General features: G+C 73.3%; 23 protein-coding genes and 2 riboswitches. Of the genes, 10 read left to right on the forward strand and 13 right to left on the reverse strand.

What is annotated here, in order from left to right:
* Window position 1 precedes the first annotated feature (1 nt).
* The 6 genes from ACFQ46_RS09445 to ACFQ46_RS09470 all read right to left on the reverse strand — a co-directional run bounded on the left by ACFQ46_RS09445 (window position 2) and on the right by ACFQ46_RS09470 (window position 5,809).
* Entirely contained in the window at window positions 2-268 is a 267-nt protein-coding gene (locus ACFQ46_RS09445; protein WP_380259262.1) for a GlsB/YeaQ/YmgE family stress response membrane protein, read from the reverse strand.
* Window positions 269-457: 189 nt separating this feature from the next.
* On the reverse strand, window positions 458-1,078 hold the full coding sequence (locus ACFQ46_RS09450; RefSeq protein ID WP_380259263.1) for an L-threonylcarbamoyladenylate synthase: 621 nt from the start codon (window positions 1,076-1,078) through the stop codon (window positions 458-460).
* Between the two features lie 84 nt (window positions 1,079-1,162).
* The gene (locus tag ACFQ46_RS09455; RefSeq protein ID WP_380259264.1) at window positions 1,163-1,861 is read right to left on the reverse strand and encodes a GNAT family N-acetyltransferase; all 699 of its coding nucleotides are present in this window, start codon (window positions 1,859-1,861) and stop codon (window positions 1,163-1,165) included.
* Window positions 1,858-2,322, reverse strand: coding sequence for a hypothetical protein (locus ACFQ46_RS09460; protein WP_380259265.1), 465 nt, complete (start codon window positions 2,320-2,322; stop codon window positions 1,858-1,860). The genes ACFQ46_RS09455 and ACFQ46_RS09460 overlap by 4 nt, the downstream gene beginning before the upstream one ends.
* The gene (locus ACFQ46_RS09465; RefSeq protein WP_380259266.1) at window positions 2,319-4,301 is read right to left on the reverse strand and encodes a primary-amine oxidase; all 1,983 of its coding nucleotides are present in this window, start codon (window positions 4,299-4,301) and stop codon (window positions 2,319-2,321) included. Before ACFQ46_RS09465 ends, ACFQ46_RS09460 begins: the two co-directional genes overlap by 4 nt.
* Window positions 4,298-5,809, reverse strand: a complete 1,512-nt coding sequence (locus ACFQ46_RS09470; RefSeq protein ID WP_380259267.1) for an APC family permease — start codon at window positions 5,807-5,809, stop codon at window positions 4,298-4,300. Before ACFQ46_RS09470 ends, ACFQ46_RS09465 begins: the two co-directional genes overlap by 4 nt.
* A gap of 223 nt (window positions 5,810-6,032) precedes the next feature.
* Between ACFQ46_RS09470 and ACFQ46_RS09475 the strand changes: the two genes are divergently transcribed.
* Entirely contained in the window at window positions 6,033-7,463 is a 1,431-nt protein-coding gene (locus ACFQ46_RS09475; protein WP_380259268.1) for an APC family permease, read from the forward strand.
* Window positions 7,460-8,086: a helix-turn-helix domain-containing protein gene (locus ACFQ46_RS09480; RefSeq protein WP_380259269.1), complete on the forward strand. Its 627-nt coding sequence runs from the start codon at window positions 7,460-7,462 to the stop codon at window positions 8,084-8,086. Before ACFQ46_RS09475 ends, ACFQ46_RS09480 begins: the two co-directional genes overlap by 4 nt.
* A gap of 9 nt (window positions 8,087-8,095) precedes the next feature.
* On the opposite strand, the gene ACFQ46_RS09485 is transcribed toward ACFQ46_RS09480, so the two are convergent.
* From ACFQ46_RS09485 to ACFQ46_RS09495, 3 genes are read right to left on the reverse strand one after another with little or no spacing between them, the layout of a single operon-like run.
* Window positions 8,096-9,025 carry an NAD-dependent epimerase/dehydratase family protein gene (locus ACFQ46_RS09485; protein ID WP_380259270.1) on the reverse strand — a complete coding sequence of 310 codons (930 nt, stop codon included), beginning with the start codon at window positions 9,023-9,025 and terminating at the stop codon, window positions 8,096-8,098.
* Window positions 9,026-9,034: 9 nt separating this feature from the next.
* Complete coding sequence (locus ACFQ46_RS09490; protein ID WP_380259271.1) at window positions 9,035-10,702, reverse strand: dihydroxyacetone kinase subunit DhaK; 1,668 nt, start codon at window positions 10,700-10,702, stop codon at window positions 9,035-9,037.
* Window positions 10,699-12,117, reverse strand: a complete 1,419-nt coding sequence (locus ACFQ46_RS09495; protein ID WP_380259272.1) for an aldehyde dehydrogenase (NADP(+)) — start codon at window positions 12,115-12,117, stop codon at window positions 10,699-10,701. The genes ACFQ46_RS09490 and ACFQ46_RS09495 overlap by 4 nt, the downstream gene beginning before the upstream one ends.
* Window positions 12,118-12,523: 406 nt before the next feature.
* Here ACFQ46_RS09495 and sucC point away from each other — a divergent pair, with 406 nt between their 5' ends.
* The 3 genes from sucC to ACFQ46_RS09510 all read left to right on the forward strand — a co-directional run bounded on the left by sucC (window position 12,524) and on the right by ACFQ46_RS09510 (window position 15,967).
* Entirely contained in the window at window positions 12,524-13,696 is a 1,173-nt protein-coding gene (gene sucC, locus ACFQ46_RS09500; protein ID WP_380259273.1) for an ADP-forming succinate--CoA ligase subunit beta, read from the forward strand.
* 3 nt (window positions 13,697-13,699) lie between these two features.
* Window positions 13,700-14,599 (forward strand): succinate--CoA ligase subunit alpha, encoded by a 900-nt coding sequence (sucD, locus tag ACFQ46_RS09505; protein WP_380259274.1) that lies wholly within the window; start codon window positions 13,700-13,702, stop codon window positions 14,597-14,599.
* A 120-nt stretch (window positions 14,600-14,719) separates the two neighbouring features.
* On the forward strand, window positions 14,720-15,967 hold the full coding sequence (locus tag ACFQ46_RS09510) for a DUF6350 family protein (protein ID WP_380259275.1): 1,248 nt from the start codon (window positions 14,720-14,722) through the stop codon (window positions 15,965-15,967).
* On the opposite strand, the gene ACFQ46_RS09515 is transcribed toward ACFQ46_RS09510, so the two are convergent.
* Window positions 15,968-16,618 carry a VOC family protein gene (locus tag ACFQ46_RS09515; RefSeq protein WP_380259276.1) on the reverse strand — a complete coding sequence of 217 codons (651 nt, stop codon included), beginning with the start codon at window positions 16,616-16,618 and terminating at the stop codon, window positions 15,968-15,970.
* Window positions 16,619-16,769: 151 nt separating this feature from the next.
* Here ACFQ46_RS09515 and purN point away from each other — a divergent pair, with 151 nt between their 5' ends.
* From purN to ACFQ46_RS09530, 3 genes are read left to right on the forward strand one after another with little or no spacing between them, the layout of a single operon-like run.
* On the forward strand, window positions 16,770-17,348 hold the full coding sequence (gene purN / locus ACFQ46_RS09520) for a phosphoribosylglycinamide formyltransferase (protein ID WP_380259277.1): 579 nt from the start codon (window positions 16,770-16,772) through the stop codon (window positions 17,346-17,348).
* Window positions 17,349-17,366: 18 nt separating this feature from the next.
* A complete protein-coding gene (gene purH, locus ACFQ46_RS09525; RefSeq protein ID WP_380259278.1) occupies window positions 17,367-18,947 on the forward strand; it encodes a bifunctional phosphoribosylaminoimidazolecarboxamide formyltransferase/IMP cyclohydrolase in 1,581 nt (526 codons plus the stop codon).
* A gap of 22 nt (window positions 18,948-18,969) precedes the next feature.
* The gene (locus ACFQ46_RS09530) at window positions 18,970-19,254 is read left to right on the forward strand and encodes a DUF3017 domain-containing protein (protein ID WP_380259279.1); all 285 of its coding nucleotides are present in this window, start codon (window positions 18,970-18,972) and stop codon (window positions 19,252-19,254) included.
* A gap of 87 nt (window positions 19,255-19,341) precedes the next feature.
* On the opposite strand, the gene ACFQ46_RS09535 is transcribed toward ACFQ46_RS09530, so the two are convergent.
* Genes ACFQ46_RS09535 through ACFQ46_RS09545 form a run of 3 tightly spaced genes read right to left on the reverse strand, consistent with a single transcriptional unit; the run spans window position 19,342 to window position 21,999 of the window.
* Window positions 19,342-20,256, reverse strand: a complete 915-nt coding sequence (locus ACFQ46_RS09535) for a MetQ/NlpA family ABC transporter substrate-binding protein (RefSeq protein ID WP_380259280.1) — start codon at window positions 20,254-20,256, stop codon at window positions 19,342-19,344.
* Window positions 20,246-21,007 (reverse strand): methionine ABC transporter permease, encoded by a 762-nt coding sequence (locus tag ACFQ46_RS09540; RefSeq protein ID WP_380259281.1) that lies wholly within the window; start codon window positions 21,005-21,007, stop codon window positions 20,246-20,248. The genes ACFQ46_RS09535 and ACFQ46_RS09540 overlap by 11 nt, the downstream gene beginning before the upstream one ends.
* Window positions 21,004-21,999 (reverse strand): methionine ABC transporter ATP-binding protein, encoded by a 996-nt coding sequence (locus tag ACFQ46_RS09545; protein WP_380259282.1) that lies wholly within the window; start codon window positions 21,997-21,999, stop codon window positions 21,004-21,006. Before ACFQ46_RS09545 ends, ACFQ46_RS09540 begins: the two co-directional genes overlap by 4 nt.
* 167 nt (window positions 22,000-22,166) lie before the next feature.
* Window positions 22,167-22,277: riboswitch (SAM riboswitch) on the reverse strand.
* Window positions 22,278-22,446: 169 nt separating this feature from the next.
* A riboswitch (SAM riboswitch) is annotated at window positions 22,447-22,530 on the forward strand.
* A 9-nt stretch (window positions 22,531-22,539) separates the two neighbouring features.
* On the opposite strand from ACFQ46_RS09545, the gene sfnG reads away from it, so the two are divergent.
* On the forward strand, window positions 22,540-23,685 hold the full coding sequence (gene sfnG, locus ACFQ46_RS09550) for a dimethylsulfone monooxygenase SfnG (protein ID WP_380259283.1): 1,146 nt from the start codon (window positions 22,540-22,542) through the stop codon (window positions 23,683-23,685).
* 111 nt (window positions 23,686-23,796) lie between these two features.
* The gene (locus ACFQ46_RS09555) at window positions 23,797-24,585 is read left to right on the forward strand and encodes an N-acetylmuramoyl-L-alanine amidase (protein ID WP_380259284.1); all 789 of its coding nucleotides are present in this window, start codon (window positions 23,797-23,799) and stop codon (window positions 24,583-24,585) included.

Raw genomic sequence — 24,585 nt, forward strand, 5'->3', positions numbered from 1 at the left:
GTCAGCGACGACGGCCGCGGAGCGACCCGACGATCGAGACGCCGATGGCGGCGATGACCACCTGGAAGATCAGTTCGATCCAGTCGAAGCCCTTGGTGTCCGCCACGCCGGTGCCGCGGGCGATGGCGGTGCCGATCAGGGCGGCGACGATACCGACGACGATCGTCAGCAGGATCGAGATGTTCTGGCGGCCGGGCAGGACCAGGCGCGCGAGCGCTCCGATGATGAGCCCGACGACGATGGCCGTGATGATGCCGGTGACAGTCATGTGTTCCTCCAAGATCAGTTCAGCCCACGGGGTGCCTGTGGACCTGGCGCGGAAACGGTGTTCGCTTCCGCGACGCGCTGAGAACCGTGCCACGAGAGGCACGTGATCGCTCGTTGAACCTGGTGTCACACACGCAGTCACGGTTCGGTCACAGGCCCGGGCGGCCCCCGGCGCCCGCCCGGACCCGGGTCAGGAGAAGCGGTCCGGGTCGCCGGCTCCGACCCGGACGACCTCGGGGTACCCCTCCGACCAGTCCACGACCGTCGTCGGCAGGGTCCCGCACTCGCCGGCGTCGACCACCGCGTCGACGACGTGGTCGAGTTCCTCCTTGATCGTCCAGCCGTCGGTCGGGGGTTCCTCGTGGCCGGGCAGCAGCAGGGTGCTGGAGAGCAGGGGTTCGCCGAGTTCCGTGAGCAGCGCCCGCACGAACCGGTGGTCCGGGATCCGGACGCCCACGGTCTTCTTCTTGGGGTGCGCGAACCGCCGCGGGACCTCCTTGGTCGCCGGCAGGATGAAGGTGTACGGGTTCGGCGTCGCGGCCTTGATGGCGCGGAACTGCGCGTTGTCGAGGTGCACGAACTGCCCGAGCTGGGCGAAGTCCGAGCAGATCAGCGTGAAGTGGTGCTTGTCGTCCAGCTGCCGGATGCGACGGATGCGGTCGGCGCCGGTGTGGCTGTCGAGGCGGCAACCCAGCGCGTAGCAGGAGTCCGTCGGGTAGGCGATCAGGCCGTCCTCGCGCAGCACCGCCGCGAGTTGCGCGATCGACCGGGGTTGCGGGTTCTCGGGGTGGACCTCCACGAAACGCGCCATGACCCGACTCTAGAGGAGTGCGGTCCGGGTCACCGCCGCGCCGGGACGGACACGGGCCCGCACCCACGGCCGCCTCCCGCTCGCTCAGGGAGCGGGCGTCCCCGGGGTGCGGACGGTGGCGAAGTCGAGCGTCCGTCGCAGGGCGAAACCCAGGTTCTCGTAGAGCCGGATCGCGCCGGTGTTGTGCGCGGCGGCGTGCAGGAAGGGGAGCTCGCCGCGGTCGCGGACGCCCTGGGCGACGGCCCGGACCAGCGACGTCGCCAGCCCGCGACCGCGGGCGCTCGGATCGGTGCAGACGGCGCTGATCTCGGTCGCCCCGGTAGGGTGCAGGCGTTCGCCGGCCAGGGCCAGCAGCCGGCCGTCCTCCCGGATCCCGAGGTAGCGGCCCAGCAGCCGGGTCCGCCGCCCGAACGGGCCGGGCTGCGTGCGGGAGACCAGGTCGAGCATGTCGTCGACGTCCTGGTCGTCCAGTTCCACGGCGTGCGGCGAGGGTTCGGTGCGCAGCGCGTCGGTCGCCACCAGCTGCACGCCGGGGAGGCGGGCCGTCACCGCGAAACCCTCCGGAGGGGTCACGGCCAGGGCGGGGACGAGGAGCAGGACGCCCGGGCCGGCGACGTCGGCGAGGTCGTGCCAGCCCCGGGGGTCGCGCTGGTCGGCGACCCCGGAGAAGGGGGACACGTCCACCGGGAACCGCCGGCCGTCGCCCGTCCCCTCGGCGAGGTGGGCGTGGGTCGTCGCCAACGACGACCAGACGGGGTTGTCGAGGGGGTGGTGCTGCGTCACCCCGGCATCGTTCCACGCCCCCGCAGGAGGTGGGGCCGGCCGGCCAGGAGGTGGAGGCACGTCGCGACCTGGGCCAGCGTGAGGACCGACACCAGCGCGAGCAGGACGGGCGAGTGCCAGGGATCGGCCAGGGTCGTGGTGTGGCCGGCGTGCCCGCTGGGGGGGAGCACCGACGCGGAGCCGCCGGCGGGGGTCACCAGCAGGGCCGCGTGGGTCACCAGCATCACCGTGCCCGCCGCGGCGACCAGGGTCCAGGTCCGGGGGGACGGGCTGCGCCACAGGTGGCCCGCGCACGGCAGGCAGACCAGCGACATCACCAGCAGCACCCCCGCCAGGGGGAGGGAGGCTCCTGCGTGGGCGATCGCCAGCGGCACGTGCAGGACCGCCGCGACCACCCCGGTCACCGCGACCCACCGGGAGGCGTGGACCTCCCGGGGGGTCGCGGGACGCGGACGGTTCACGAGGTGCAGCATCCCCCTCCGCCCGACCCGTGGGAGGGCTTCGCCACCGGTACGCCCAGCGCGGGGTTGCGGTCGAAGAACCCGACCGGCTTCAGGGTGAACCCGGCGTAGTCGACCGGCATGATCGGCCAGTCCTCCGGGCGGGGGAAGTGGGTCAACCCGAACGTGTGCCACAGGACCAGGTCCTGGCCGTCGAGGTCGCGGTCAGCCGCGACGAACGCGGGCAACCCGGCCCCGCCCGGGTTCTGGTTCACCAGGTCACCCGCCGGGTAGCGCTCCTCCGGGTCGTACTGCGTCACCCACAGGTGCTTCGTGCCGAACGTCGCCCGGTCGTGGACCGAACTCGTCTCGTCGGCCAGCAGCAGCGGCTGGTGCTCGGGGTGCAGGGCGTAGCCGGTGGGCTGCCCCAGCGCGTTCTTCCGCTCGGTGTTCAGCACGTGCCACACCCGGCCCGCGGCGCCGTTGGCCTCGCGCTGGGCGTGGGCCTCGCTCGTCAGCCGGGTCGCCTTGCGGGCGAACGCGTTGCCGTAGGGGTTCCCCTCACCGCGGGGGACCCGCACCGCGTCGACCTCCTCGACGGCGTTCGCGAGGCCGTCGACCATCATGTCGAGCCGGGCCGAGAAGAGGTGCTGGTGGAACGGTGCGGCCAGACCGGGGGCGATCTCGGTGGAGAACTCCAGCCCCTCCTCGGGGTAGGCGGCGGTGAACACGACCCCGGTGGCCTTGGCCTCGAGCTCGATGGTGCCGTCGAGGTAGAGGTACCAGTAGAACCCGTAGTCGTAGTTCCCGATGGTGGTGAAGAAGGAGATCACCAACCGTCGCTGACGACGCGTCTCGTTCATCCCGTTGAACATGTCGGAGTGCTTCCAGAGCACCCCGTAGTCTTCCTCGTGCAGGCAGATCGCGTTCTGCACGTCCTTCGGGTGACCGGTCTCGTCGGACATCACGGCGTCGAAGTAGTGGATCTCGCCGAGGCAGTCGCAGCCCAGCGCGAGGGAGTTCACGAACCGGCCGAAGAGGTACTCGCCGGTGTCGAAGTAGTTCTGCCAGAACCGCACCGGCGACGGGTCGGCGTAGGGCACGACCATCTCCGCGATCGAGGCCCGGTACACCACGTCGCGCCGGGCCTGCGGGTCCGGTCCGGTGACGTCGGCGACGGAGAGCTGGTGCAGGGTCAGACCCTCCCGCGGGTCGAAACCGACCCGGACCTTCCAGCCCTGCCAGGTGATGACGTCACCGTCGACGGAGAAGCTCGGACCCTCGGGCTGGGTGATCGAGATGGGTTTGAGGTCGGTGCGTTCCGGCTGGGCGTGCGGGGCCTCGTTCCAGTTCCCGGTCTGCTGCGGGACGGTGAACCGCTGGTGGTCCAGGACGTGCAGGACCTTCTGGGCGGAGAGGTCGACGTAGGCGACGACCCCGTCGACGGGGTGCGCCCAGGGCAGCGCCTGCGCGTCCGGCTGCTGGAACGCGAACACCCGCATGATGCGCGAGGCGCCCGGGTCGGTCGCGGGGATGTCGTCGTAGTGACCGGCCGAGAGCGGGACGGTCACGACGTCGGAGACGGTGAGCCCACGGGCGGCGAGGGCGGCGACCCAGCGTTCGTCGGCCGCGACGATCGGGTCGATCGCCGCGAACTCCTCCTCGAGGATCGGGACGTGTCCCTGCGTCGGGCCGTCGACGGTGTGGTCGGAGAGGACCCGGTGCTGCGACAGCGAGACCCGCACGTCGCGCCCGACGCCGGTCGCGGTGTCCAGCAGCAGCGCCCGGACGGTCCGTGAGATCGGGTCGCCGGGGGAGAACGCGAGGACCTCGGCCTTCGGGGGTTCCAGCAGCCCGAGGTAGGCGAACCGCGTCGTCGGGGTCAGGGTGTCGGCCAGCAGTTCGCGGGTCGCGTCGATCTCGCCCGCGCTCAGGCGGTCGAGGGGGTGGTCCGGACCCGAGGTCAGCGAGAGGTCGGTGGGGGTGTCGAGCAGGCTCATGCGTGGTCCTCCGTGGCGGACGTGGAACGGATCTGCGCGGGCACCTCGGCACCCGCGTCGAGGGCGGCTTCGAACTCGGAGACGGCCATCGGGTCGGCGCTGGGCTTGAGCAGTCCGACGAGCGGGCCCACGAGGTAGGAGGCGATCGTCAGGACGAGGAAGACGGCGCCGACGGTCCACCCGCCGACGAGCAACCCGAAGTTCGTCGCCGTGAGGTAGGCGGTGAAACCGAGACCCACGACCCCGACGGCCGGGGCGACCTTGGTGTTCCAGACGCGGGTGTCGACGCGGTTGCGTGCGAAGAACACCAGGACGGCGACGCAGGTCAGCAGCATCAGCAGGATGAACCCGAGCGTCGCGACGCCCGACATCCACGTGTAGACCTGCAGGATCGGGTCGAGGCCGGCCGCGACGAACACCGCGACGAGGACGACCGAGGCCCCCGTCTGCAGCAGCGAGGCGACGTGCGGGGAGTGGTGGCGGTGGTGGCTGCGCCCCCACGAGCGCGGCAGGACGCCCGTGTTGGCCATGGAGAACACGTAGCGGTTGATGACGTTGTGGAAGGACAGCACGCAGGCGAAGAGGCTGGTCAGCAGCAGCGCCTGGACCACGTCGCCGGCGACCGTGCCGACGTAGTCGGTCGCGGTCTGCACGACCATGCCCTCGGGGTCGCTGCCCGCCTCGGCCAGCGCCCCCTGGTCGCCCCAGGCGGAGACGATCGACCACGCGGACAGCGTGTAGAAGACCCCGATGAGGGCGAGTGAGGCGTAGGTCGCGCGGGGGATGGTCTTGTCGGGGTCGCGGGCCTCGTCGCGGAAGACCGCGGTGCACTCGAACCCGATGAACCCGGCGAGGGCGAACATCAGGCCGATGCCGGGGGCGCCGGACGCGATCCCGGACGGGGTGATCGACGCGGTCGAGAAACCCTCGTCCCCGCCGCCGGAGAGGACGACGCCCGCGTCGACCACGAGGACGATGCCGATCTCCGCGACGAGCAGGATGCCGAGGACCTTGCTGGAGAGGTCGATGTGGCGGAACCCGAGCAACCCGACGACGGCGATCGAGAGACCCGCCCACACCCACCAGGGGAGGTCGGGCCCGCCGAGGTCGTCGTGCACGACCCCGCCCAGCGCCGCGCCGAGGTAGCCGTACACCGCGGCCTGGATGGTCTGGTAGGTCAGCAGGGCGAGGAACGAACCGCCGAGGCCGTGCAGCCGGCCGAGGCCGGCGCCGATGTAGGTGTAGAACGCGCCGGCGTTCGGGACGTAGCGGGTCATCGCCACGAAACCCACGGCGAAGAAGAACAGGATGACCGCGCCGATCGCGTACATCGCGGGGTACCCGGCGCCGTTGCCGATGCTGATGCCGATCGGGACGCTGCCGCCGACGACGGTCAGCGGGGCCGCCGCCGCGACGACCATGAAGACGATCGAGCCGACGCCGAGCTTCCCGCTCAGCCGGCGTTCCTCGACCGGTGGCGCAACGGTGCTGTTCGTCGTGGACGCCATGACGCTCCTCAGGAGGGCCTGCGGGCGGTCGGCCGACCGCCCGCACCGATCCTCGCGGGCCCCGGTTTCCACGACGTTGCCCGCGTGTGACGAGGGGTTCCACCGATCGGGACAGGATCTCGCCCGCCGTCCCGTTCGCCGCGCACGAGGCGAAACACCCGCGCAACACCGACGAAACACGGGCCGGGCACGGTGCCCTCGTGAGGTCCTCGTGACGGTACCGGTGCTGCGTCCCACCTCCCCGGTCACCGGGTTGCACCGCCGACGCCTCGGCCCGCTCGAGGTGCTCGCGCAGTCCGTCGCGGCCACCGCACCCGCCGCCGCGATGGCCACCTCACCCGGGCAGGCGTTCGCCCTCGCCGGTGCCCCGCCCTCGGCCCTGGCCTACCTCGCGGCCACCGTCGTGGTGCTCCTCGTGAGTTCCTCCGTCGGGCAGTTCAGCCGGCGGATGGTCGCCCCGGGTTCGCTGTACTCCTTCACCGCCAAGGGTCTCGGCGGGACGGCGGCCACCATCGCGGGGGGCGCCCTCGTCGTGGGGTACGGGTTCCTCGTCGCGGGGGCGTTGACGGGGGCGGCGACCTCGGCCGTCGCGCTCGTGGAGAAAGTGGCGCCCGGGGTTCCGGGACCGGTTCCCGTCGTGGTCGGCATCGTGCTGCTCGGAGTTCTCGTCGCGGGTTTCTCGGTCCGGGGGGCGGGGGTCTCGGCCCGGCTGGGACTGGCCCTGGAGGTCGTCTCGATCTCGATCGTCGTCGTGGTCCTGGGGATCGCGCTCGCCGCGGCGTTCTCCCGGTACGGCGTCCCGCACCCCTCCGTCGTCCTCGACGGCGGGGGGCACCCGTTCGGTCCCGGCGGGCAGGGTCTGCTGCTGGCGGTCACGGCCTTCGTCGGTTTCGAGAGCGCCGGGTCGCTGGCCAGCGAGAGCCGTCGACCGCTCTCCGTCGTGCCCCGGGTGGTCCGCTGGACCGCGCTGACCTCCGGCCTGCTCTACGTCCTCGCCGCCGCCGCGCAGGCCGTCGTCTTCGCGGGCACCCCGGGGCTCGGCGGGGCACCGCTCCCGCTGGCCGCCGCCGTGTCGGTGCTCGCCGACCCGACGCTCGCCGCCGTCCTCGAACTCGGGATCCTCGCCTCCTTCGTCGGGTGCGCCTCCGGGTCGCTCACCGCCCTGGTGCGACTCGTGTTCACGATGGGCCGCGAAGGGGTCGTCCCCCGTGCGCTCGGCCGCACGGGACCGCGCGGGACCCCTGCTCTCGCCGTGGTCGTCGCGACGGCCCTCGCCGTCGCGGTCCCCGCAGGGGTCCTGCTGCTCGGGGTCTCCCCGGCCGACACGCTCCGGGGTCTGCTCGTCGTCGGCACCTGCGGCTACGTCGGCGGGTACGTCCTGGTCTGCCTCGCGGCACCGTTCTTCCTGCACCGCATCGGGGAACTGACCACGCCGCCGGTGGTGGTCGCCGCCGTCGCCTCGCTCGCGCTGGTCGCGGTCCTCGGCGCCTGCACGGCGTGGGCCGTGTCCGCCGGGGGCGGGTGGGTGCTCACCGCGTCCGCGCTGCTGGCCCTCGGCGTCGTGCGGGCCGTCGTGCTGCGGGTGCGGCGGCCGTCGCTGGTCGCCGGGATCGGCCTCTACGACGAGACCAGCCGGCGGGACGTGCTGTCGTGAGCGACCTCACCGGACGCCAGCCGAAGGCGATCACCTCGGCCGTGCACCTGCTCGAGGCCGTCGCCCACGCCGGACCGGGGGTCAGCGCCGCGGAACTGGCCGCGGCGACCGGGATCCCCCGGGCGACGGCCTACCGGCTGCTGAACCTCCTGGTGGCCGAGGAACTGCTCGTCCGGATGCCCGACCTCTCGGGCTTCGCCCTGGGAGCGCGGGTCGGCGCGCTCGTCGACGCGGCCGCCCCGGTCCGTCTGGTGAGCGCCGTCCGCGAGGAACTGCGTCACCTGCGCAGCGGGGTCCGGGCGGCCGTGCACCTGCTGGTCGTCCGCGGCGGCCTCGTCCGGGTGGCCGACGCCGACCCCGACGTGGGTCTGCCCGTCGGCCACGGCGGTCTCGCCCCGATCGGGTCGGCCGTGGCCGAGGTCCTCGCCGGCTGCGCCGAGTGCCGGTACGACGACGACCCCGTCCGCGGGCTGACGGCGCTCGCCGTCGCGGTGCGCAACCCCGACGACGAGCTCGTCGCCGTCCTGCTCGCGACCTGCCCGACGACCGCGACGATCGGCGTCGCCGGCTACGCCTCGCGCCTGCACGGGGTCGCGAAGGCGCTCGGACCGCTGCTGGGCTGAGACCGGGGGTCAGCCGGGCAGCAGACCCATCGCCTCCACCGCCGAGCGGGCCGTCTCCAGCGAGCTGAACCCGGGGGAGTAGCCGAGGAGGCGCCGGGCCTTCTCGGTGCTGGCGGAGTGGCTGCGGGACAGGTGCTCCCAGCTCGCGTCGGCATGCTCGCCGTAGGCCACGCGGAACTCCTCCCAGCTCACGAACCGCAGGTTCGCGGTCCGTCCCCACCACCCCGCGGCGGCCTCGGCGAAACCGCGCGCGGTCAGCGCCCGGTCGGAGACGACGTGGAAGCTCTCACCGGTGGCGGCCTCCGGGTTCGCCACGGCGAGCTCGAACCCCTGGGCCACGTCGTCGGCGTGGACGTGGTGCATGGTCTCCAGCCCGAGCCCGGGGACGAGGAGTTCCCCGCCGCTCGACAGCCGCTCCCACACGGTGGGGTCGAGGTTGCCCAGGGGAGTGATGACGGGCCAGCCCGGACCGCTGATGTGCCCGGGGTGCAGGACGGTGCTGCGCAGCCCGCCGGAACGGGTCTCCGCGAGCAGCAGTTCCTCGATCGCGTTCTTCTGCGTCCCGTACTCGCCGAACGGCTCGCGGGGGTCGTCCTCGCGCAAGGGCGAGAACGCCGCCCGGCCGTGGACCCAGATCGTGCCGCAGTGGGCCAGGAACGCGCCGGTCGGGCGCAACGCCTCGACCAGGCGGCGCGCGGAGTCCGGGGTGAAGCAGACCAGGTCGACGACGGCGTCGGGTCGCAGGTCCACGAGGTCCGCGCCGAAGGTGTCGGCCTCGCGGTCGAGGACGACCCGTTCGACCTGTTCCCACGCCGGGTCCGGGTGGTAGGGCTCACGGGTTCCGCGGGTCACCGCGCTGACGCGGTGCCCGGCCCGCACCAGGCGCGGGACGAGGTAGCTGCCGATGTGGCCGGTGGCCCCGGTGACGACGACGTGCACGGTTGCTCCTCAGGTCCAGGGGTTGACGAGCCCGGCCGCGTCGACCGTCGGGTCGATGACCTCGACGAGCGCGGCGAGCACGATCGCGACCCCGACGGCGCCGGGGTCGGGGGTTCCGAGGGCGCGTTCGCCCAGGTAGCTCGCGCGGCCCCGGCGGGGCAGCAGGTCGGCCGTCGCGGCCGCCCCGTCCACCGCGGCGCGCAGCAGGTCCGCGGCGTCACCGCTGGAGTTCGCGGCCGCGTGCAGGGTGTCTGCCATCGTCCGGTCGCCCGGCCGGGCACCACCGACGCGCTGCACGGCCTCGAGCGCGGAACGCAGCCCGGCGCGCACGGCGTCCACGCCCGAACCGTCGGTCAGCGCGGTGCGCAGGTTCTGGAAGAGCAACCCGTAGAGCGGACCGCTGGAACCCCCGACGTGGTCGAGGAACGCCTGCTCCACCGCGCGCAGCCCCGGTTGCGGTTCGTCCTCGGCCACGCGCGAGGCGAGGGCCGTGCGGGTTCCGCCGTCGAGGTTGTCGCCGAAGTCGCCGTCGCCGGTGACCTGGTCGAGGCGCGTCAGCTCGGGTTTCGCCGCGCTCACGAGACGGCCGAGCGCGGTGAGGAACGGGTCGTCGCGGACCTCCCGTCCACCGGCGTCGGCCTGCGCCGCCGCCGGGACCACGGTGCCCACGGGTTCGGTGCTGGGTAGCGCGGGGGTGGCCGTGGGGGCGGCGAGGTGCTCGACCCACCCGGGTTCCAGGGCCGTCAGGGTGATCGAGAAACCCCGCATGTCCAGGGCCGCCACGTAGGTCCCGGCCAGCGCCGCCGCCAGCGTGAGACCCCGCGCGTCCAGTCCCTGCGCCACCCGGTCCAGCACCGAGTAGACCTCCAGCCCGGTCGCGGCGCCGAGACCGTTCACCAGGACCGCGTACCCGGTGGGGGTGGCGGGGACCGCGGCGAGGAGTTCCTGCAGCATCCGGTCCACGACCTCCTCGCTGCCGGGCCGGTCGATGGTGGAGACCGCCCGTTCGCCGTGGATCCCGACCCCGTACTCCAGCTGCCCTGCGGGCAGGTCGAACGCGGGTCCGGTCCCGCCGGGAGCGGTGTGCGCCCGGGAGGCGACGGCGAGGCTGCGGGAGGCCGCGACGACGCGGCGGCCGAGGTCGGCGAGGTCGGCGAGCGACGCCCCGGAATCGGCGGCGGCGGCGAGGACCTTCTCGACGAGGACCGTCGCCCCGGTTCCCCGCCGGCCGGTCTCCGTCGACTCGCTCTCGGTCGCGAGGTCGTCGTCGACGAGGACCGTCTCGACGTCGATCCCCTCGGCGCGCAGCCGTTCCGCGGCGATGCGGAAGTTGATGACGTCCCCGGTGTAGTTCTTCACGACCAGCAGGACACCGCCCGGCAGGGCGGCCGCGCGGGCGCCGGCGAAGATCTGCTGGTTGTGCGGGGAGGCGAACACCTGACCGGGGATCGCGGCGTCCAACCCGCCCCGGCCCACGAAACCCGTGTGCAGCGGTTCGTGGCCCGAACCCCCGCCCGAGACGAGCGCCACCCGACGGGTCGGTGCGGGGTCGGCGGCGACCACGTAGGCCGGGTCGAGGCTGACCCGCACGGTGGCGCCGTGGGCGCGGGCGAAACCTGCGAGCGCCGAGGCGATCGGGTCGTCTCCGGTGCTGAACTGGTCGGGTCGGGTGCTCACGGGTTCCTCCGGTCCTCGGTCTGTTCCCCGTCGCGCAGCTGCGCGGGGAGGGCGGCGGTGGGAACCCCCTGGAAGGCCACGGGACGTTGCCACCGCTCGATCGCGGCCGTACCCACCGACGTCGACAGCGGTGCGGTCGTGGCGGGGTAGGGACCGCCGTGCTGCTGGGCGGCGGCGACGGTGACGCCGGTCGGCCAGTCGTTCCAGACCACCCGGCCGACGTGGTCGGCGAGCACCAGGGCCACCTCGGCGGCGAGCTCGTCGTCGTCCGCGGCGTGCACGGACCCCGTGAGCTGGCCGGGGAAGACGTCGAGGACCTGCAGGAGTTCCTCCGGCGAGGAGTACCCGACGACGAGGCCGGCGGGGCCGAACGCCTCGATGTCGAGGACGTGGGGGTTCTCGAGGACCTCCGCCGCCGAGGTGGTGAGGACCTCGGCCCGGACGCCCTCGGCGCTGGGCTCGCCCTGCAGGGCCGTGCCGACTCCGGGCTGGGAGCGCAGTTCGTCCGTGCTGCGGGCGAAACCCTCGACGATGGCGGGGTTGAGCATCGGGCCGGGGACGGGGAGTTCGACCGCGGTGGTGAAGGCGTCGACGTCGGGCACCAGGACGACGCCGGGGTTGGTGCAGAACTGCCCGGCACCCAGGGTGAGCGAACCCGCCCACCCCTGCGCGATGTCGGCGGGCCGTTGCGCCCAGGCCGACGGGGTGACGACGACGGGGTTGACGCTGCCGAGTTCGCCGTAGAAGGGGATGGGGTCGGGCCGGGAGGTCGCGATGTCGAACAGCGCCCGCCCGCCGCGCAGCGAACCGGTGAAACCCGACGCCTTGATCCGCGGGTCGCGCAACGCCGTGACGGAGGCGTCGACGCCCTCGACGAGGGCGAACGACCCGTCCGGGGCACCGGCCGCCCGCAGGGCCCCGACGACGAGGTCCGCCGTGCGGCGGGACAGCTCGGGATGACCGGGGTGCGCCTTCACGACGACGGGACACCCCGCCGCGAACGCCGAGGCGGAGTCGCCGCCGAAGACGCTGAACGCGAACGGGAAGTTGCTGGCGGCGAAGACGAGGACGGGACCGATCGGCACGACCGTCCGCCGGATGTCGGGACGGGGACCCATGCCCCAGTCCGGGTCGGCGTGGTCGACGGTGGCGGGGACGAGCGAGCCGTCGCGCAGGCCGGAGGCGAACAGCCGGGCCTGGAAGGCGGTGCGGGTCAGTTCCCCGTTCAGCCGGGGTTCCGGCAGGTGCGACTCGGCGGCCGCGAGCGCCACCAGTTCGGTGCGGGCGTCCTCCAGGGCCCGGGCGACGGCGTCGAGCGCGTCGGCGCGCCAGGCGGGGGTGGTGCGGGCCAGCGGACGTCGTGCGGCGGCGGCGGTGGCGAGCACGGTTTCGAGGTCGGCAGCTGTGGTGTCCATGGTGTCGCCATCCTGGCGCGGTCGTCGGAGCGCCGCGAACGGGGTCCGCACCCGACGCGGGCGTGACGGCACGGTCGTGGCGACCCTGCGTCGGCGCTCGCCGTGGTGACCCTGCGTCGGCGCTCGCCGTGGTGACCCTGCTCGGGGGTCGGCTCCTGGTCGCTGCTCGCGGTCCTCCTGCGGCTCACCACGACGTCGGGGGCGTCCGCGCCCCGTCCGGCGGAGGTCGATCACCGCTGTGACGGGGGTCTCCCGCCCTGGTCGCGAGCGTTCCCGGCCCCGGGGCTAGGGTGCTGAGCGCCCGGTGCCGGCCGACGAAGGACGCCCGACCAGTGACCCTGGAGAGGTGCCCGTCCGGCACGTCAGTTCAACTTCCGACCGAAGACGAGGAAGACGGAGAACACTGGTGGACCTCTTCGAGTACCAGGCGCGCGACCTCTTCGCGGCGCACGGCGTACCCGTGCTGGACGGCAAGGTCGCCACCACCCCCGAGGAGGCCCGGGCGGCCGCCGAGGCGATGGGTGGCGGCACGGTCGTGGTGAAGGCGCAGGTGAAGGTCGGCGGCCGCGGCAAGGCCGGCGGCGTCAAGCTCGCCCACAGCCCCGAGGAGACGGCCGAGAAGGCCGGCGAGATCCTCGGGATGGACATCAAGGGACACACCGTCCACCAGGTGATGATCGCCGAGGGCGCGAAGATCGCCGAGGAGTTCTACTTCTCGGTGCTGCTCGACCGGTCCAACCGCACGTACCTGGCGATGGCCAGCGTCGAGGGCGGCATGGAGATCGAGCAGCTCGCGGTGGAGCGCCCCGAGGCGCTGGCCCGGGTCGCCGTCGACGCGCTGACGGGCATCGACGCCGCGAAGGCCGCCGAGATCGCGGAGGCCGCCGGGTTCCCGGAGGAGCTGCGGGCGAAGGTCGCCGACGTGTTCGTGAAGCTCTGGGCGGTCTTCACCGCCGAGGACGCCACGCTCGTCGAGGTGAACCCGCTGGTGCGCACCGAGTCCGGCGACATCGTCGCCCTCGACGGCAAGGTGACGCTGGACGAGAACGCCGACTTCCGCCACCCCGCCCACCTCGAACTGGTCGACGCCGCCGCGGCGGACCCGTTGGAGGCCAAGGCGAAGGCGCTCAACCTCAACTACGTCAAGCTCGACGGTGAGGTCGGCATCATCGGCAACGGCGCCGGGCTGGTCATGTCGACCCTCGACGTCGTCGCCTACGCGGGGGAGGAGCACGGCGGGGTGAAGCCGGCGAACTTCCTCGACATCGGCGGCGGTGCCTCCGCGCAGGTCATGGCCAGCGGCCTCGACGTCATCCTCAACGACACGCAGGTCAAGAGCGTGTTCGTCAACGTCTTCGGCGGCATCACGGCCTGCGACGAGGTCGCCAAGGGCATCGTCTCGGCGCTGGGGATCCTCGGCGACGAGGCCACCAAACCCCTCGTCGTCCGCCTCGACGGCAACAACGTCGAGGAGGGGCGCCGCATCCTCGCGGAGGCGGCCCACCCCCTCGTGACGGTCGTGGACACGATGGACGGTGCGGCCGACAAGGCCGCCGAGCTGGCGAACGTGGGGGCCTGAACGATGTCGATCTTCATCAACTCCGACTCCAAGGTCCTCGTGCAGGGGATGACCGGGTCCGAGGGACGCAAGCACACCCAGCGGATGCTGACCTCCGGCACGCAGATCGTCGGCGGGGTGACCCCCGGCAAGGGCGGTCAGTCCGTCGAGTTCACCGGGGCGGACGGCTCGCCCGTCCAGATCCCGGTGTTCTCCTCCGTCGGTGAGGCCCGCGAGGCCACCGGCGCCGACGTCACCGTCATCTTCGTCCCGGCGAAGTTCACCAAGGGCGCCGTGGTCGAGGCCATCGAGGCCGAGACCCCGCTCGTCGTCGTCATCACCGAGGGTGTCCCGGTGCACGACTCGGCCGAGTTCTACGCGCTCGCGGCCGCCTCGGGCACGACGCGGCTGATCGGGCCGAACTGCCCCGGCCTCATCAGCCCCGGCAAGTCGAACGTCGGCATCATCCCGGCCGACATCACCCCGCCCGGGCGCATCGGGCTGGTCTCGAAGTCGGGGACGCTGACCTACCAGATGATGTACGAGCTGCGCGACATCGGCTTCTCCTCCGCCGTCGGCATCGGGGGCGACCCGGTCATCGGGACCACGCACATCGACGCCCTCCAGGCGTTCCAGGACGACCCGGACACCGACGTCATCGTGATGATCGGTGAGATCGGTGGCGACGCCGAGGAACGCGCCGCGAAGTTCATCGAGGCCAACGTGACGAAGCCGGTCGTCGGCTACGTCGCCGGTTTCACCGCGCCCGAGGGCAAGACGATGGGCCACGCGGGCGCCATCGTCTCCGGCTCCGCGGGTACCGCCCAGGCCAAGCAGGACGCCCTCGAGGCGGCCGGGGTGAAGGTCGGGAAGACCCCGTCCGAGACCGCCAACCTGGCCCGGGAGATCTTCAAGGCCCTCTGAGGCCTCCGCACGGACCGTCGGCTCCGCGCTCCGCCCGATCGGGGGCGGGGAGCCGACGATCCGGACCCCGCGGGTGTCGGTCCCGCGGTTCGACCCCCCGCCGGGGGAGCATCGGTGGTGATGTCCACGCCCACCGACACCTCCGCCGCTCGCCGCTCCGCCAAGGTCCCCCGGACCACCCCGGCGGACCTGCTGCCCCTGCTCACCGCGTCCGTGCGCGCGGTGCTGACCCTGCTCGTGCCGATGGTGGCGCTGTGCGTCCTGGGGTGGATCGCCTCGGTGCGCTCCACCTCCTCCCTGGCCGCCGTGGCCCGGGTCGGGGTCGACCTCTGGCTGCTCGCGCACGGCAGTTCCGTCGCGATCGTCGGGGGCAGCGTCGGGATCGCCCCGCTGGGACTCACCGTGCTCGCGGTCCTCTCCTCCCGGCGTGCGGTCCGGATGTGGCTGCGCGACCAGCTCGAGGCCGAACGTGACGTCCCGTTCTGGCGGGGTCTCGGGGTCTTCGCCGGCGGCTACGCCGTGTTCGCCGTCCTGCTGGCCCTGGTCTCGCGCAGCGGGGTCGGGGCGGCGTCGCTGTCGATGTCGCTGCTCGGTGGGTTCCTCGTCGCTGCGCTCGGCGCGCTCGTCGCCCTGTGGGCGCACCGACCCGCTCTGCCCGCGGCCGTCCCCGCCGTCGTGGTGGCCGCCCTGCGTCCGGCCGTGGCCGCGTGCGCGGGGCTCGTCGGGACCGGGGCGCTGCTCGTCGCCGTGGCCCTCGTGCACGGTCGCAGCGAGGTCCTCGCCCTGCACGCGGCGCTGGACCCGGGGGTGTTCGGCGGGTTGCTCCTGACCCTCGCGCAGGCCCTGCTGCTGCCCACGTTCGCGGTCTGGGGCCTGTCCTGGGCCACCGGCGTCGGCTTCGCCGTCGGGACCGGGACGTCGGTCGCGCCGGGGGGGACGACGCTCGACACCCTGCCGACCGTGCCCGTCCTCGGCGCCCTGCCGACCCCCGGCGTCACCCCGGCGTGGGCGTGGGCCGTCGTCGCGGTGCCGGTCCTCGTCGGTGCCGCCGCCTGGGTGCTGCAGAGCCGTCGCGGGCGTCCCGTCCACGGACTCCTGACCCGCTGCGGCGCCGCGCTGCTGACCGGTGCGGGGACGGGGGTCCTGGTCGCCGGCCTGGGGTTCTTCGCCGGGGGAGCGCTCGGTCACGGCCGCATGGCCGACCTCGGACCCGACGCCCTGCTCACCGGAGCCGCGGCCGGCGGTGAGGTCGCCGCCGGGGCCCTGATCGCCGTCCTGCTGTCCCGCGCCTGGACGGCCTGGCGCGGGACGAAGGTCGTCGTGACGATGCCCGACGCCGGCGGTGGGGCACCCCGCAAGCTGCTCTGATCAGCGGTTCGGCTGCGGCGCACCGGGGAGCGGGGTGAAGACGGCGAACCCCGCACCCCACGGGTCGCGCACCTGCGCCATCCGGCCGAAGTCGCTGTCGTGGGCCGCGTGCACGACCTCACCGCCCCGCTCGAGCGCGGCCCGCAGGGTGGCGTCGACGTCGGGGACGCCGAAGTGCACCAGCCACCCGGGCGCCGAGCCCCAGAGCGGGCCGACGCCGCCGATGGGGTGCGGCGCGTCGACGTTGGCCGCGACGGCGTAGCCCTCGAAGAGCTCCCGGAAGGTCCAGCCGAACACGGCGGCGTAGAACTCCCGGGAGAGAACCGGGTCGGACGAGCGCAGGTCCTCCCAGGTCAGGCCGCCCGGGGCGTTCACCCAGCTCGCGCCGACGCGGGTCCCGGCCTCCCACAACCCGACGACGGCCCCGGTGGGATCGGCGACCACCGCCGAGCGCCCCGCGTCGTCGACGTCGCCCGGCCCGCTCAGGACCGACCCGCCCGCGGCCGTGACGACGGCCAGGGTCGCGTCGAGGTCCGTGGTCGCGATCGACAGCGTCCAGCCGGAGGTGGTGCCGGGCCGGCTTCCGCGGCGACGGCGCCGTCCACCCCGAGCAGCAGGGAGCCGTCGGGACCGCGCCCGACGACGGTCCACCCGAGGACCGCCCCGTAGAAGGTCGCCGCCGCCCCGGGGTCGTCGGTCGCGAGGTCCGCCCGGGCCGGGACGCCGGCGGGCCAGGGGTGCGTGCGCAGGGTCATGCCACGAGTTTCTTCCCCGGCGACCGCGACGGCTAGAGTCTCGCCACGTGCCCGTACGAGTGGTCGTCCTCGCCTCCGGATCGGGCTCGACCCTGCAGGCGCTCCTCGACGCCGGCGACCCCGCCTACGAGATCGTCGCGGTGGGCTCGGACAAGCCCGGGGTGCCCGCGCTGGAGCGGGCCGCCGCCGCCGGTGCCGACACGTTCACCGTCGCCCCCGCCGACTTCGCCGACCGCCCGGCCTGGGACGCGGCGCTGACCGCCGAGGTCGCCCGTCGCGCACCCGACCTCGTCGTGCTCGCCGGGTTCATGCGCATCCTCGGAGCGCCCATGGTCGAGGCGTTCGGCGGGCGCATGGTGAACACCCACCCCGCGCTGCTGCCGTCCTTCCCCGGCGCCCACGGCGTCCGGGACGCCCTCGCGCACGGGGTGAAGGTCACCGGGTGCACCGTGCACCTCGTCGACTCCGGCGTGGACACCGGCCCCATCCTCGACCAGGTCGCGGTCCGCGTCCTGGACGGCGACGACGAGCACTCCCTGCACGAACGCATCAAGAGCCACGAGCGCGAGCTGCTCGTCGACGTCGTGGGCCGACTGGCCCGCACGCTCAGCACCACCCACCCCTGAGAGGACGGCATCCCGCCGATGGCACCGGAAACCCGCGAGGCACGCCAGGTCCCCGTCAAGCGCGCGCTGGTCAGCGTCTACGACAAGAGCGGCCTGGAGGAACTCGCCCAGGGGCTGCACGCCGCGGGTGTCGCGATCGTCTCCACCGGTTCGACGGCCTCGCGCATCGCCGCCGCCGGCGTGCCCGTCACCCCCGTGGAGGAGCTCACCGGGTTCCCCGAGTGCCTCGACGGGCGGGTCAAGACCCTGCACCCGCGGGTGCACGCGGGGATCCTCGCCGACCGCCGGCTGCCCGACCACGTGCGCCAGCTGGCCGAGCTCGACGTCGAACCCTTCGACCTCGTCGTCGTGAACCTCTACCCCTTCGCCGCGACCGTCGCCTCGGGCGCCGGCTACGACGAGGTCGTCGAGCAGATCGACATCGGCGGCCCGTCGATGGTCCGCGCGGCCGCGAAGAACTACCCCAGCGTCGCCGTCGTCGTCGACCCCGCCCGCTACGCCGACGTGCTGAAGGCCGTCGGCGACGGGGGCTTCGACCTGAGCGACCGCAAGCGCCTGGCCGCGGCCGCGTTCGCGCACACCGCCGCCTACGACACGGCCGTGGCCGGCTGGTTCGCGCAGCAGACGCTGGCCGCCGACGACGAGGGCTGGCCCGCGGTGACGGGGATGGCGCTGGAACGCAGCGCGGTCCTGCGCTACGGCGAGAACCCGCACCAGCAGGCCGCCGTCTACGCCGACCCGACCGCCGAACCGGGCATCGCGCAGGCCGTCCAGCTGCACGGCAAGGCCATGTCCTACAACAACTACGTCGACGCCGACGCCGCCCTGCGCGCCGCGTTCGACTTCGCCGGTCCCGCCGTCGCCGTGATCAAGCACGCCAACCCGTGCGGCATCGCGACCGGTTCCGACGTCGCCGACGCCCACGCCAAAGCGCACGCCTGCGACCCGGTCTCCGCCTACGGCGGGGTGATCGCCGCCAACCGCGTCGTGACCGCGGCCATGGCCGCGCAGGTCGCGCCGGTGTTCACCGAGGTCGTCATCGCCCCGGGCTTCGAACCCGAGGCGCTGGAGGTGCTGCAGGCCAAGAAGAACGTCCGGCTGCTGCAGCTGCCGGAGGGCTACGGCCGCCGCCCGCAGGAGTGGCGCATGGTGTCCGGCGGGGTGCTCGTGCAGAGCCTCGACCTCGTCGACGCCGAGGGCGACGCCCCCGCGAACTGGACCCTCGCCGCCGGTGAGGCCGCCTCGCCCGAGGTCCTGGCCGACCTCGAGTTCGCCTGGCGCGCAGTGCGTTCGGTGCGCTCGAACGCGATCCTGCTGGCCAAGGACGGCGCCTCCGTCGGCGTCGGCATGGGTCAGGTCAACCGCGTCGACTCCTGCAAGCTGGCCGTGGAACGCGCCGGCGTGGAGCGGGCCACCGGTTCCGTCGCCGCGTCCGACGCGTTCTTCCCCTTCGCCGACGGGGCGCAGATCCTCCTCGACGCCGGGGTGCGCGCCATCGTGCAGCCCGGCGGGTCGATCCGGGACGCCGAGGTCGTCGAGGCCGCCACGAAGGCCGGGATCACCATGTACTTCACCGGCGCGCGCCACTTCGCCCACTGAGCGACCCCGGTAGCGTCGGCCCATGACCCAGGCCCCCGAGCGGGTTCCCACCCCGGGCAACGCGGTCCTGCTGACCCTCGTCGGCGGGGTCGTGCTGGCCCTGGGGCTGACCCTGCTCGCGGGGCCGACGTCGGGCGGGATGCTGCTCGGCGCCGACCTCGCGGTCGCCGCCGTGCTGCGCCTCGTCCTGCCGGTGCGGGTGGCCGGATCGCTCGCGGTCCGCTCCCGCCCGGTGGACGTCGCCATCCTGCTGGTGCTGGCGGTGGCCTGCCTCGTGCTGGCCGGACTGGTGCCGACCCCGCAGTAGTTCTGCAGCCTCGCGTCGACACGCCGACGTCCAGGCGGTGGCCGTCGGCGTGTCGTCGCAAGGGTGCATCACCGCTGCGGGTCTGCCTCAGCTGGCGTCGAGGGGCAGCAGGACACCCTTCACGTCGGCGTCGTTCGAGAGGTACTCCTGGACCTTCGGGTCCTGGAACGTCGCGATGAGCGCCTTGACGTTGTCGGTGTCGATCCACTTCGTGCCCACCGTCAGCTGACCGGCGAACTCGTCCGGGGCGGCGGGGGCGAAGATCTGCTGCTCGATCGGGATCTTGGCCGCGAGGTAGTACTCGGTGTAGCCGACGGCGGCGTCGAGGTCGGGCAGCGCGCGGGACTGCGCGCCGAAGTCCAGCAGCGTGAACTGCAGGCCCTTGGGGTTCTCGGCGATGTCGTCGACGGTCGCCGTCCCGATGTCCGTCCCGGGCTTGAGGGTGATGAGTCCCGCCTTCTCGAGGACGAACAACCCCTGCGACTCGTTCGCCGGGTCGGAGTACAACGAGATCGTGCCGCCCTGGGGGATCTCCGCCGGCGTCTTCCACTTCGAGGACCACAGGCCGAAACCCCACCGGAAGACCGGCGTCGCCGCGGTCTCCTGGAACCCCGGGTTGGCCTGCAGGACCTGACCCAGCCACAGCTTGTGCTGGTAGATCGTGCCCGCGACCTCGCCGTCGTTCACCGCGCGGTTGATGGTGTTGCTGTCGGCCAGCGCCTTGAACTCGACGTGGATGCCGTGCGCCGGGGCGACGTCCTTCGCGATGTAGTCGATGAGGGCCTCTTCGCGGGCGTTGCCCTCGGCGGTCGCGACGTAGAGGGTGGCACCGGCCTGGGTGTTGGCGGTGTCCTCACCGCCGAGACGGGGCACGACGACCGCGGCGGCGATTCCGAGCAGGACGACGGCACCGCCGGCCACGAACGGCCACAGGCGTCGGCGGCGGACCTCGAAACCGTGGTCGTCGGCGGGCTTGGCGTCGGGGCGGGTCTCAGTGGACAAGGGAGTTCTCCAGGTCTGCGGTGGGGGAGTTCGTGGGGGTGTCGCTGCGGCGACGGGTCCGCGGGTCCGCGAGGCGGGCCAGGGCGTCGCCGAGGAGTTGCACGGAGGCGACCAGGGCGACGAGGACGACGATGGTCGCGATCATCACGGCGTGGTCGAAGCGCTGGTACCCGTAGGTGATGGCGAGGTAGCCGACCCCGGGGGCGCCGATCGTCCCGGCGATGGCCGAGTACTCGATCATCGCGATGGTGTTGATGGTGAGGCCGCCGATGATCGAGGGCAGCGCCTCGGACAGTTGCACGCTCGTGATGACCTGCAGCGGAGAGGCGCCCGAGGCCTTCGCGACGGCGACCACCGACGGGGGCACCGAGCGCAGCGAGTTCTCCACGATGCGGGCGAAGAACGCCGTGCCGGCCAGGACCATCGGCACGACGGCCGCCCGGATGCCGATGTTCGTGCCCGTGACGAACCGGGTGAACGGCACGAGCGCCGCCATCAGCACGAGGAACGGCAACGAGCGCCCGGTGCTGACCACCCAGCCGAGGACGCGGTGGGCCGGGCGGTTCTCCAGCAACCCGTCCGGTGCGAGGTTGTGCAGCAGGACCCCCAGCGGGAGCCCGAGCAGCACGACCAGGGCCATGACGATGCCGACCATCAGCAGGGTGTCGCCGAGGGCGGGCAGGACCAGCGCCGGTATCTCCGGCAGGGGCGTGTCCAGGTTCGAGGCCAGCGGGAGGGCGGCGGGGCTCACGGGACCAGCTCCAGGGTCGAGGGCACTTCGGCGGCGCGGGCGTGCAGCCCTCGTCGCTCGAGGGCGGCGATCAGCAGCGCGGGGTCGAGCGAGGCCGGGACCCCGAGGGTGGCGTGCCCGACGGTCCGTCCCGTGACGGCACTCACGGAGGCGCCGAGCAGGGCGAGGTCGTGGCCGAGTTCGCGGGCCGTGCTGGTCAGCCAGTCCGCCGGCACGTCGTCACCGCGGTAGTGCACCGTCCAGGTGACGAGCCGGGGATCGGTGGCGACGGCCCGCCGGGGCAGCAGCGCCGCCCCGACCGGCGACCCCGGGTCGCGCAGGACGTCCAGCAGGGGCGCCGACTCGACGATGCGGCCCTGCTCGAGGCGGGCCACGGAGTCCGCGACCTCGACGACCGTGTCCATCTCGTGGGTGATGAACAGGATGGACAGCCCCAGGTCGTCGCGCAGTTCGCGCAGCAAGGCCACGATCGAGGCCGTCGAGCGCGGGTCCAGCCCGGAGGTCGCCTCGTCGGAGAGCAGGACGCTCGGGCGCAGGGCCAGGGCGCGGGCGATCCCGACGCGCTGGCGCTGACCGCCGGAGAGTTCGTGCGGGTAGCGGCCGGCCAGGTCGGCCAGGCCCACCCGTTCCAGCAGTTCGGCGACCCGGGCGCGCCGCTCGCGGGGGACGACCCCGAGGTAGCGCAACGGGAGTTCGACGTTCTGGGCGGCGGTGCGCCGGGTCTGCAGCCCGTCGGACTGGAAGATCGTGCCGATGCGGCGACGGGCTTCGCGCAGCCGTCCCTCCCCGAGGTGGGTGAGGTCCTGGCCGCCGACGAGCACGGAACCCGACGTGGGCCGGGTCAGCAGGGTCACGCACTGGGCGAGGGTGCTCTTGCCGGCCCCGCTCGGCCCGACGACGGCGGTGATGCTGCCGGCGGGGACGAGCAGGTCGAGGCGGTCCAGGACGGTGGTGCTCCCGTAGGTCTTGGTGAGCTGTCTCAGCTCGATCATGGCTCGATCACGTCGTCTCCAGGGCGGCGTGGGGCGCGCGAGGGCGCGGCGGGGGAGCGTCGGGCGGACCGGCGCAGGGGGGACCGCCGGACGGGGTGGCCCGGGGTGTTCAGCGGGGAGTGCGGACGCTCAGCGTCGACAGGTCTGGTGGGACACGTGCGTCTCCTTCAACGTCCTTACCCGCGACACCCGCGGGTCGGGTCATCACCCGGAGCACCCCACGACGGAAGGAGGGTTGCCGACCAGCGAGCCGGGGCTTCGCGCTGGTACTCATGACCTGATCCGACAGTGACAGTCGAACCGGGGTCCGTCAAGCGGTTCGGGAAGGTACCGGATATCCGCACCCGGCTTCGAAATCGTTCGTGCGCAACGGCTTGCGCCGGACCCCTCCGGTGCCGGGCCGGCCCGAGTCGCTGCGGGGCCGCCGGCGAGGCGTTACAGTTCGCAGGACCATCCAGAGCGGCCGAGAGATCTGGCTCGACGACGCCGCAGCAACCCGAGCCCGGGTGCTACCGCCAGGACCGATGGAGGAGCACCACCATGTCCGTGAACGAGCCGCTGAAGTTCGCCTACTGGGTCCCGAACGTGTCGGGCGGTCTGGTCGTCTCCACGATCGAGCAGCGCACCAGCCACGACCCGGCCTACAACGTCGCCGTCGCCCAGGCCGCCGAACGCGTGGGTTTCGAGTACGCCCTGACCCAGGTCCGCTACCTCGCCTCCTACGGGGCGGACGCGCAGCACGAGTCGACGTCGTTCTCGCTGGCCCTGCTGCTGGCGACGCAGAAGCTCAAGGTCATCGCCGCGGTGCACCCCTTCTTCTGGCACCCCGGGGTCCTCGCGAAGTTCGCCGCGACCACCCAGGAACTCACCGACAACCGCCTCGCGCTGAACGTCGTCTCCGGCTGGTTCAAGAACGAGGCGACCCAGCTCGGGGTCACCTGGCACGAGCACGACGACCGCTACCGCCAGTCCGAGGAGTTCATCGCCCTGCTGCGCGGGGTGTGGACCGAGGACGGTTACAGCCAGCAGGGTGAGTTCTTCAGCGCCGAGGACATCACGTTCCGCCCGCAGCCCAAGGTGCAGCCGGAACTGTTCCAGGGTGGCAACTCGACGGCTGCGCAGGCGATGGCCGGCCGGGTCAGCGACTGGTACTTCATGAACGGCAAGTCGATCGCCGCCGCCGCCGCCGGGGTGCGCGAGGTCAGCGCCCTCGCCGCCGGCAACGGCCGCTCGGTGCGGTTCGGGCTCAACGGTTTCGCCGTCGTCCGCGACACCCGGGACGAGGCCGAGGCTGTCCTCGAGGAGATCATCGCCAAGGCCGACCGCACCAAGGTCGAAGGTTTCGGCGCCGCCGTCCAGGAGGCCGGGAACTCCACCAGGGACGGCAAGGGCATGTGGGCCGACAGCGAGTTCCGCGACCTCGTCCAGTACAACGACGGTTTCCGCACCGGTCTCGTCGGGACGCCCGACGAGGTCGCTCGCCGCATCCTGGCCTACCGCCTGGTCGGGGTGGACCTGCTGCTGCTCGGCTTCCTGCACGTCAAGGAGGAGGTCGAGGCGTTCGGCGAGCTCGTCATCCCGAAGGTGCGCGAACTCGAGGCCCGCCTCGTCGCGGGCGAGGACCTGGACCTCGGCGCGGAACTCGACGAGGCCGTCGTCGCGGCGACCACCCCGGTCCCCGCCTGACGCTGCGCCCACTCGCGGGGGTGGAAGCTCACCTCGTGCACCGCCGTGGCGGAAGACCACCCAGCCCGCCCGTGGCACCCTGGGTGCGTGCGGTGCGGACCGGGACTCCTCGTGATCACCCTCGCGGCGCTCCTGGCCGCGTGCTCGCCCGCCGCCTCACCGGCCCCCGCACCGACGCCCGCCGCGAGCGCCGAGGTCCGGGTGGCGGCCCCCTCGCCGAGCACCCCTGCGCCCGTCGTCGTGCTCGACCCCGGCCACAACGGCGGGAACGCCGCGAACCCCGCAGCGATCGACGCACTGGTGCCCGCGGGCGGCTTCGAGAAGCCCTGCAACACGACGGGGACCAGCACCGACGCCGGCTACCCCGAGCACGCCTACGCCTTCGACGTCGCCCTGCGCACCGCTGACCTGCTGCGGGCCCGGGGCGTCACCGTCGTGCTGACCCGCGACGACGACACCGGGGTCGGGCCCTGCGTCGACGCCCGTGCCGCCATCGCCGACGCCGCCGGTGCGGCGCTCACGGTCTCCATCCACGCCGACGGGGCCGCGGCGAGCGCCCGCGGGTTCCACGTCGTCGAACCCGCGCTCGCCCCCGACGGCGGCAACGCGGCCGTGCTGGCCGTCTCCGACGTCGCGGCGCGGGACCTGCTCGCGTCCTTCGGGACGGCCACCGGCCTGCCCCGGGCCGACTACCTCGGCGACCTCGTCGAACCGGGGCTGACCCGGCGTTCCGACCTCGCCGGGCTCAACCTCGCGCGGACGCCGTCGGTGCTGCTGGAGTCGGCCAACATGCGCAACGCCGAGGAGGCCGCCCTCGTCTCGGACCCGGACTTCCGGGCCACCGCCGCCCGGGGAATCGCCGACGGTGTCACGGCCTTCCTCGCGCGCGACGGGTCCTGA

The organism is Kineococcus sp. GCM10028916, assembly GCF_042674865.1.
Classification (GTDB): Bacteria; Actinomycetota; Actinomycetes; order Actinomycetales; family Kineococcaceae; genus Kineococcus.

What these genes read in the sequence shown, in the direction of transcription:
- ACFQ46_RS09450 (WP_380259263.1), bottom strand. Translation starts at nt 1,078, where the DNA reads ATGGCGCGTTTCGTGGAGGTCCACCCCGAGAACCCGCAACCCCGGTCG.
- sfnG (WP_380259283.1), top strand. Translation starts at nt 22,540, where the DNA reads ATGTCCGTGAACGAGCCGCTGAAGTTCGCCTACTGGGTCCCGAACGTG.
- ACFQ46_RS09510 (WP_380259275.1), top strand. Translation starts at nt 14,720, where the DNA reads ATGTCCACGCCCACCGACACCTCCGCCGCTCGCCGCTCCGCCAAGGTC.
- sucD (WP_380259274.1), top strand. Translation starts at nt 13,700, where the DNA reads ATGTCGATCTTCATCAACTCCGACTCCAAGGTCCTCGTGCAGGGGATG.
- ACFQ46_RS09470 (WP_380259267.1), bottom strand. Translation starts at nt 5,809, where the DNA reads ATGGCGTCCACGACGAACAGCACCGTTGCGCCACCGGTCGAGGAACGC.
- purH (WP_380259278.1), top strand. Translation starts at nt 17,367, where the DNA reads ATGGCACCGGAAACCCGCGAGGCACGCCAGGTCCCCGTCAAGCGCGCG.
- ACFQ46_RS09530 (WP_380259279.1), top strand. Translation starts at nt 18,970, where the DNA reads ATGACCCAGGCCCCCGAGCGGGTTCCCACCCCGGGCAACGCGGTCCTG.
- ACFQ46_RS09465 (WP_380259266.1), bottom strand. Translation starts at nt 4,301, where the DNA reads ATGAGCCTGCTCGACACCCCCACCGACCTCTCGCTGACCTCGGGTCCG.
- ACFQ46_RS09445 (WP_380259262.1), bottom strand. Translation starts at nt 268, where the DNA reads ATGACTGTCACCGGCATCATCACGGCCATCGTCGTCGGGCTCATCATC.
- ACFQ46_RS09495 (WP_380259272.1), bottom strand. Translation starts at nt 12,117, where the DNA reads ATGGACACCACAGCTGCCGACCTCGAAACCGTGCTCGCCACCGCCGCC.
- ACFQ46_RS09545 (WP_380259282.1), bottom strand. Translation starts at nt 21,999, where the DNA reads ATGATCGAGCTGAGACAGCTCACCAAGACCTACGGGAGCACCACCGTC.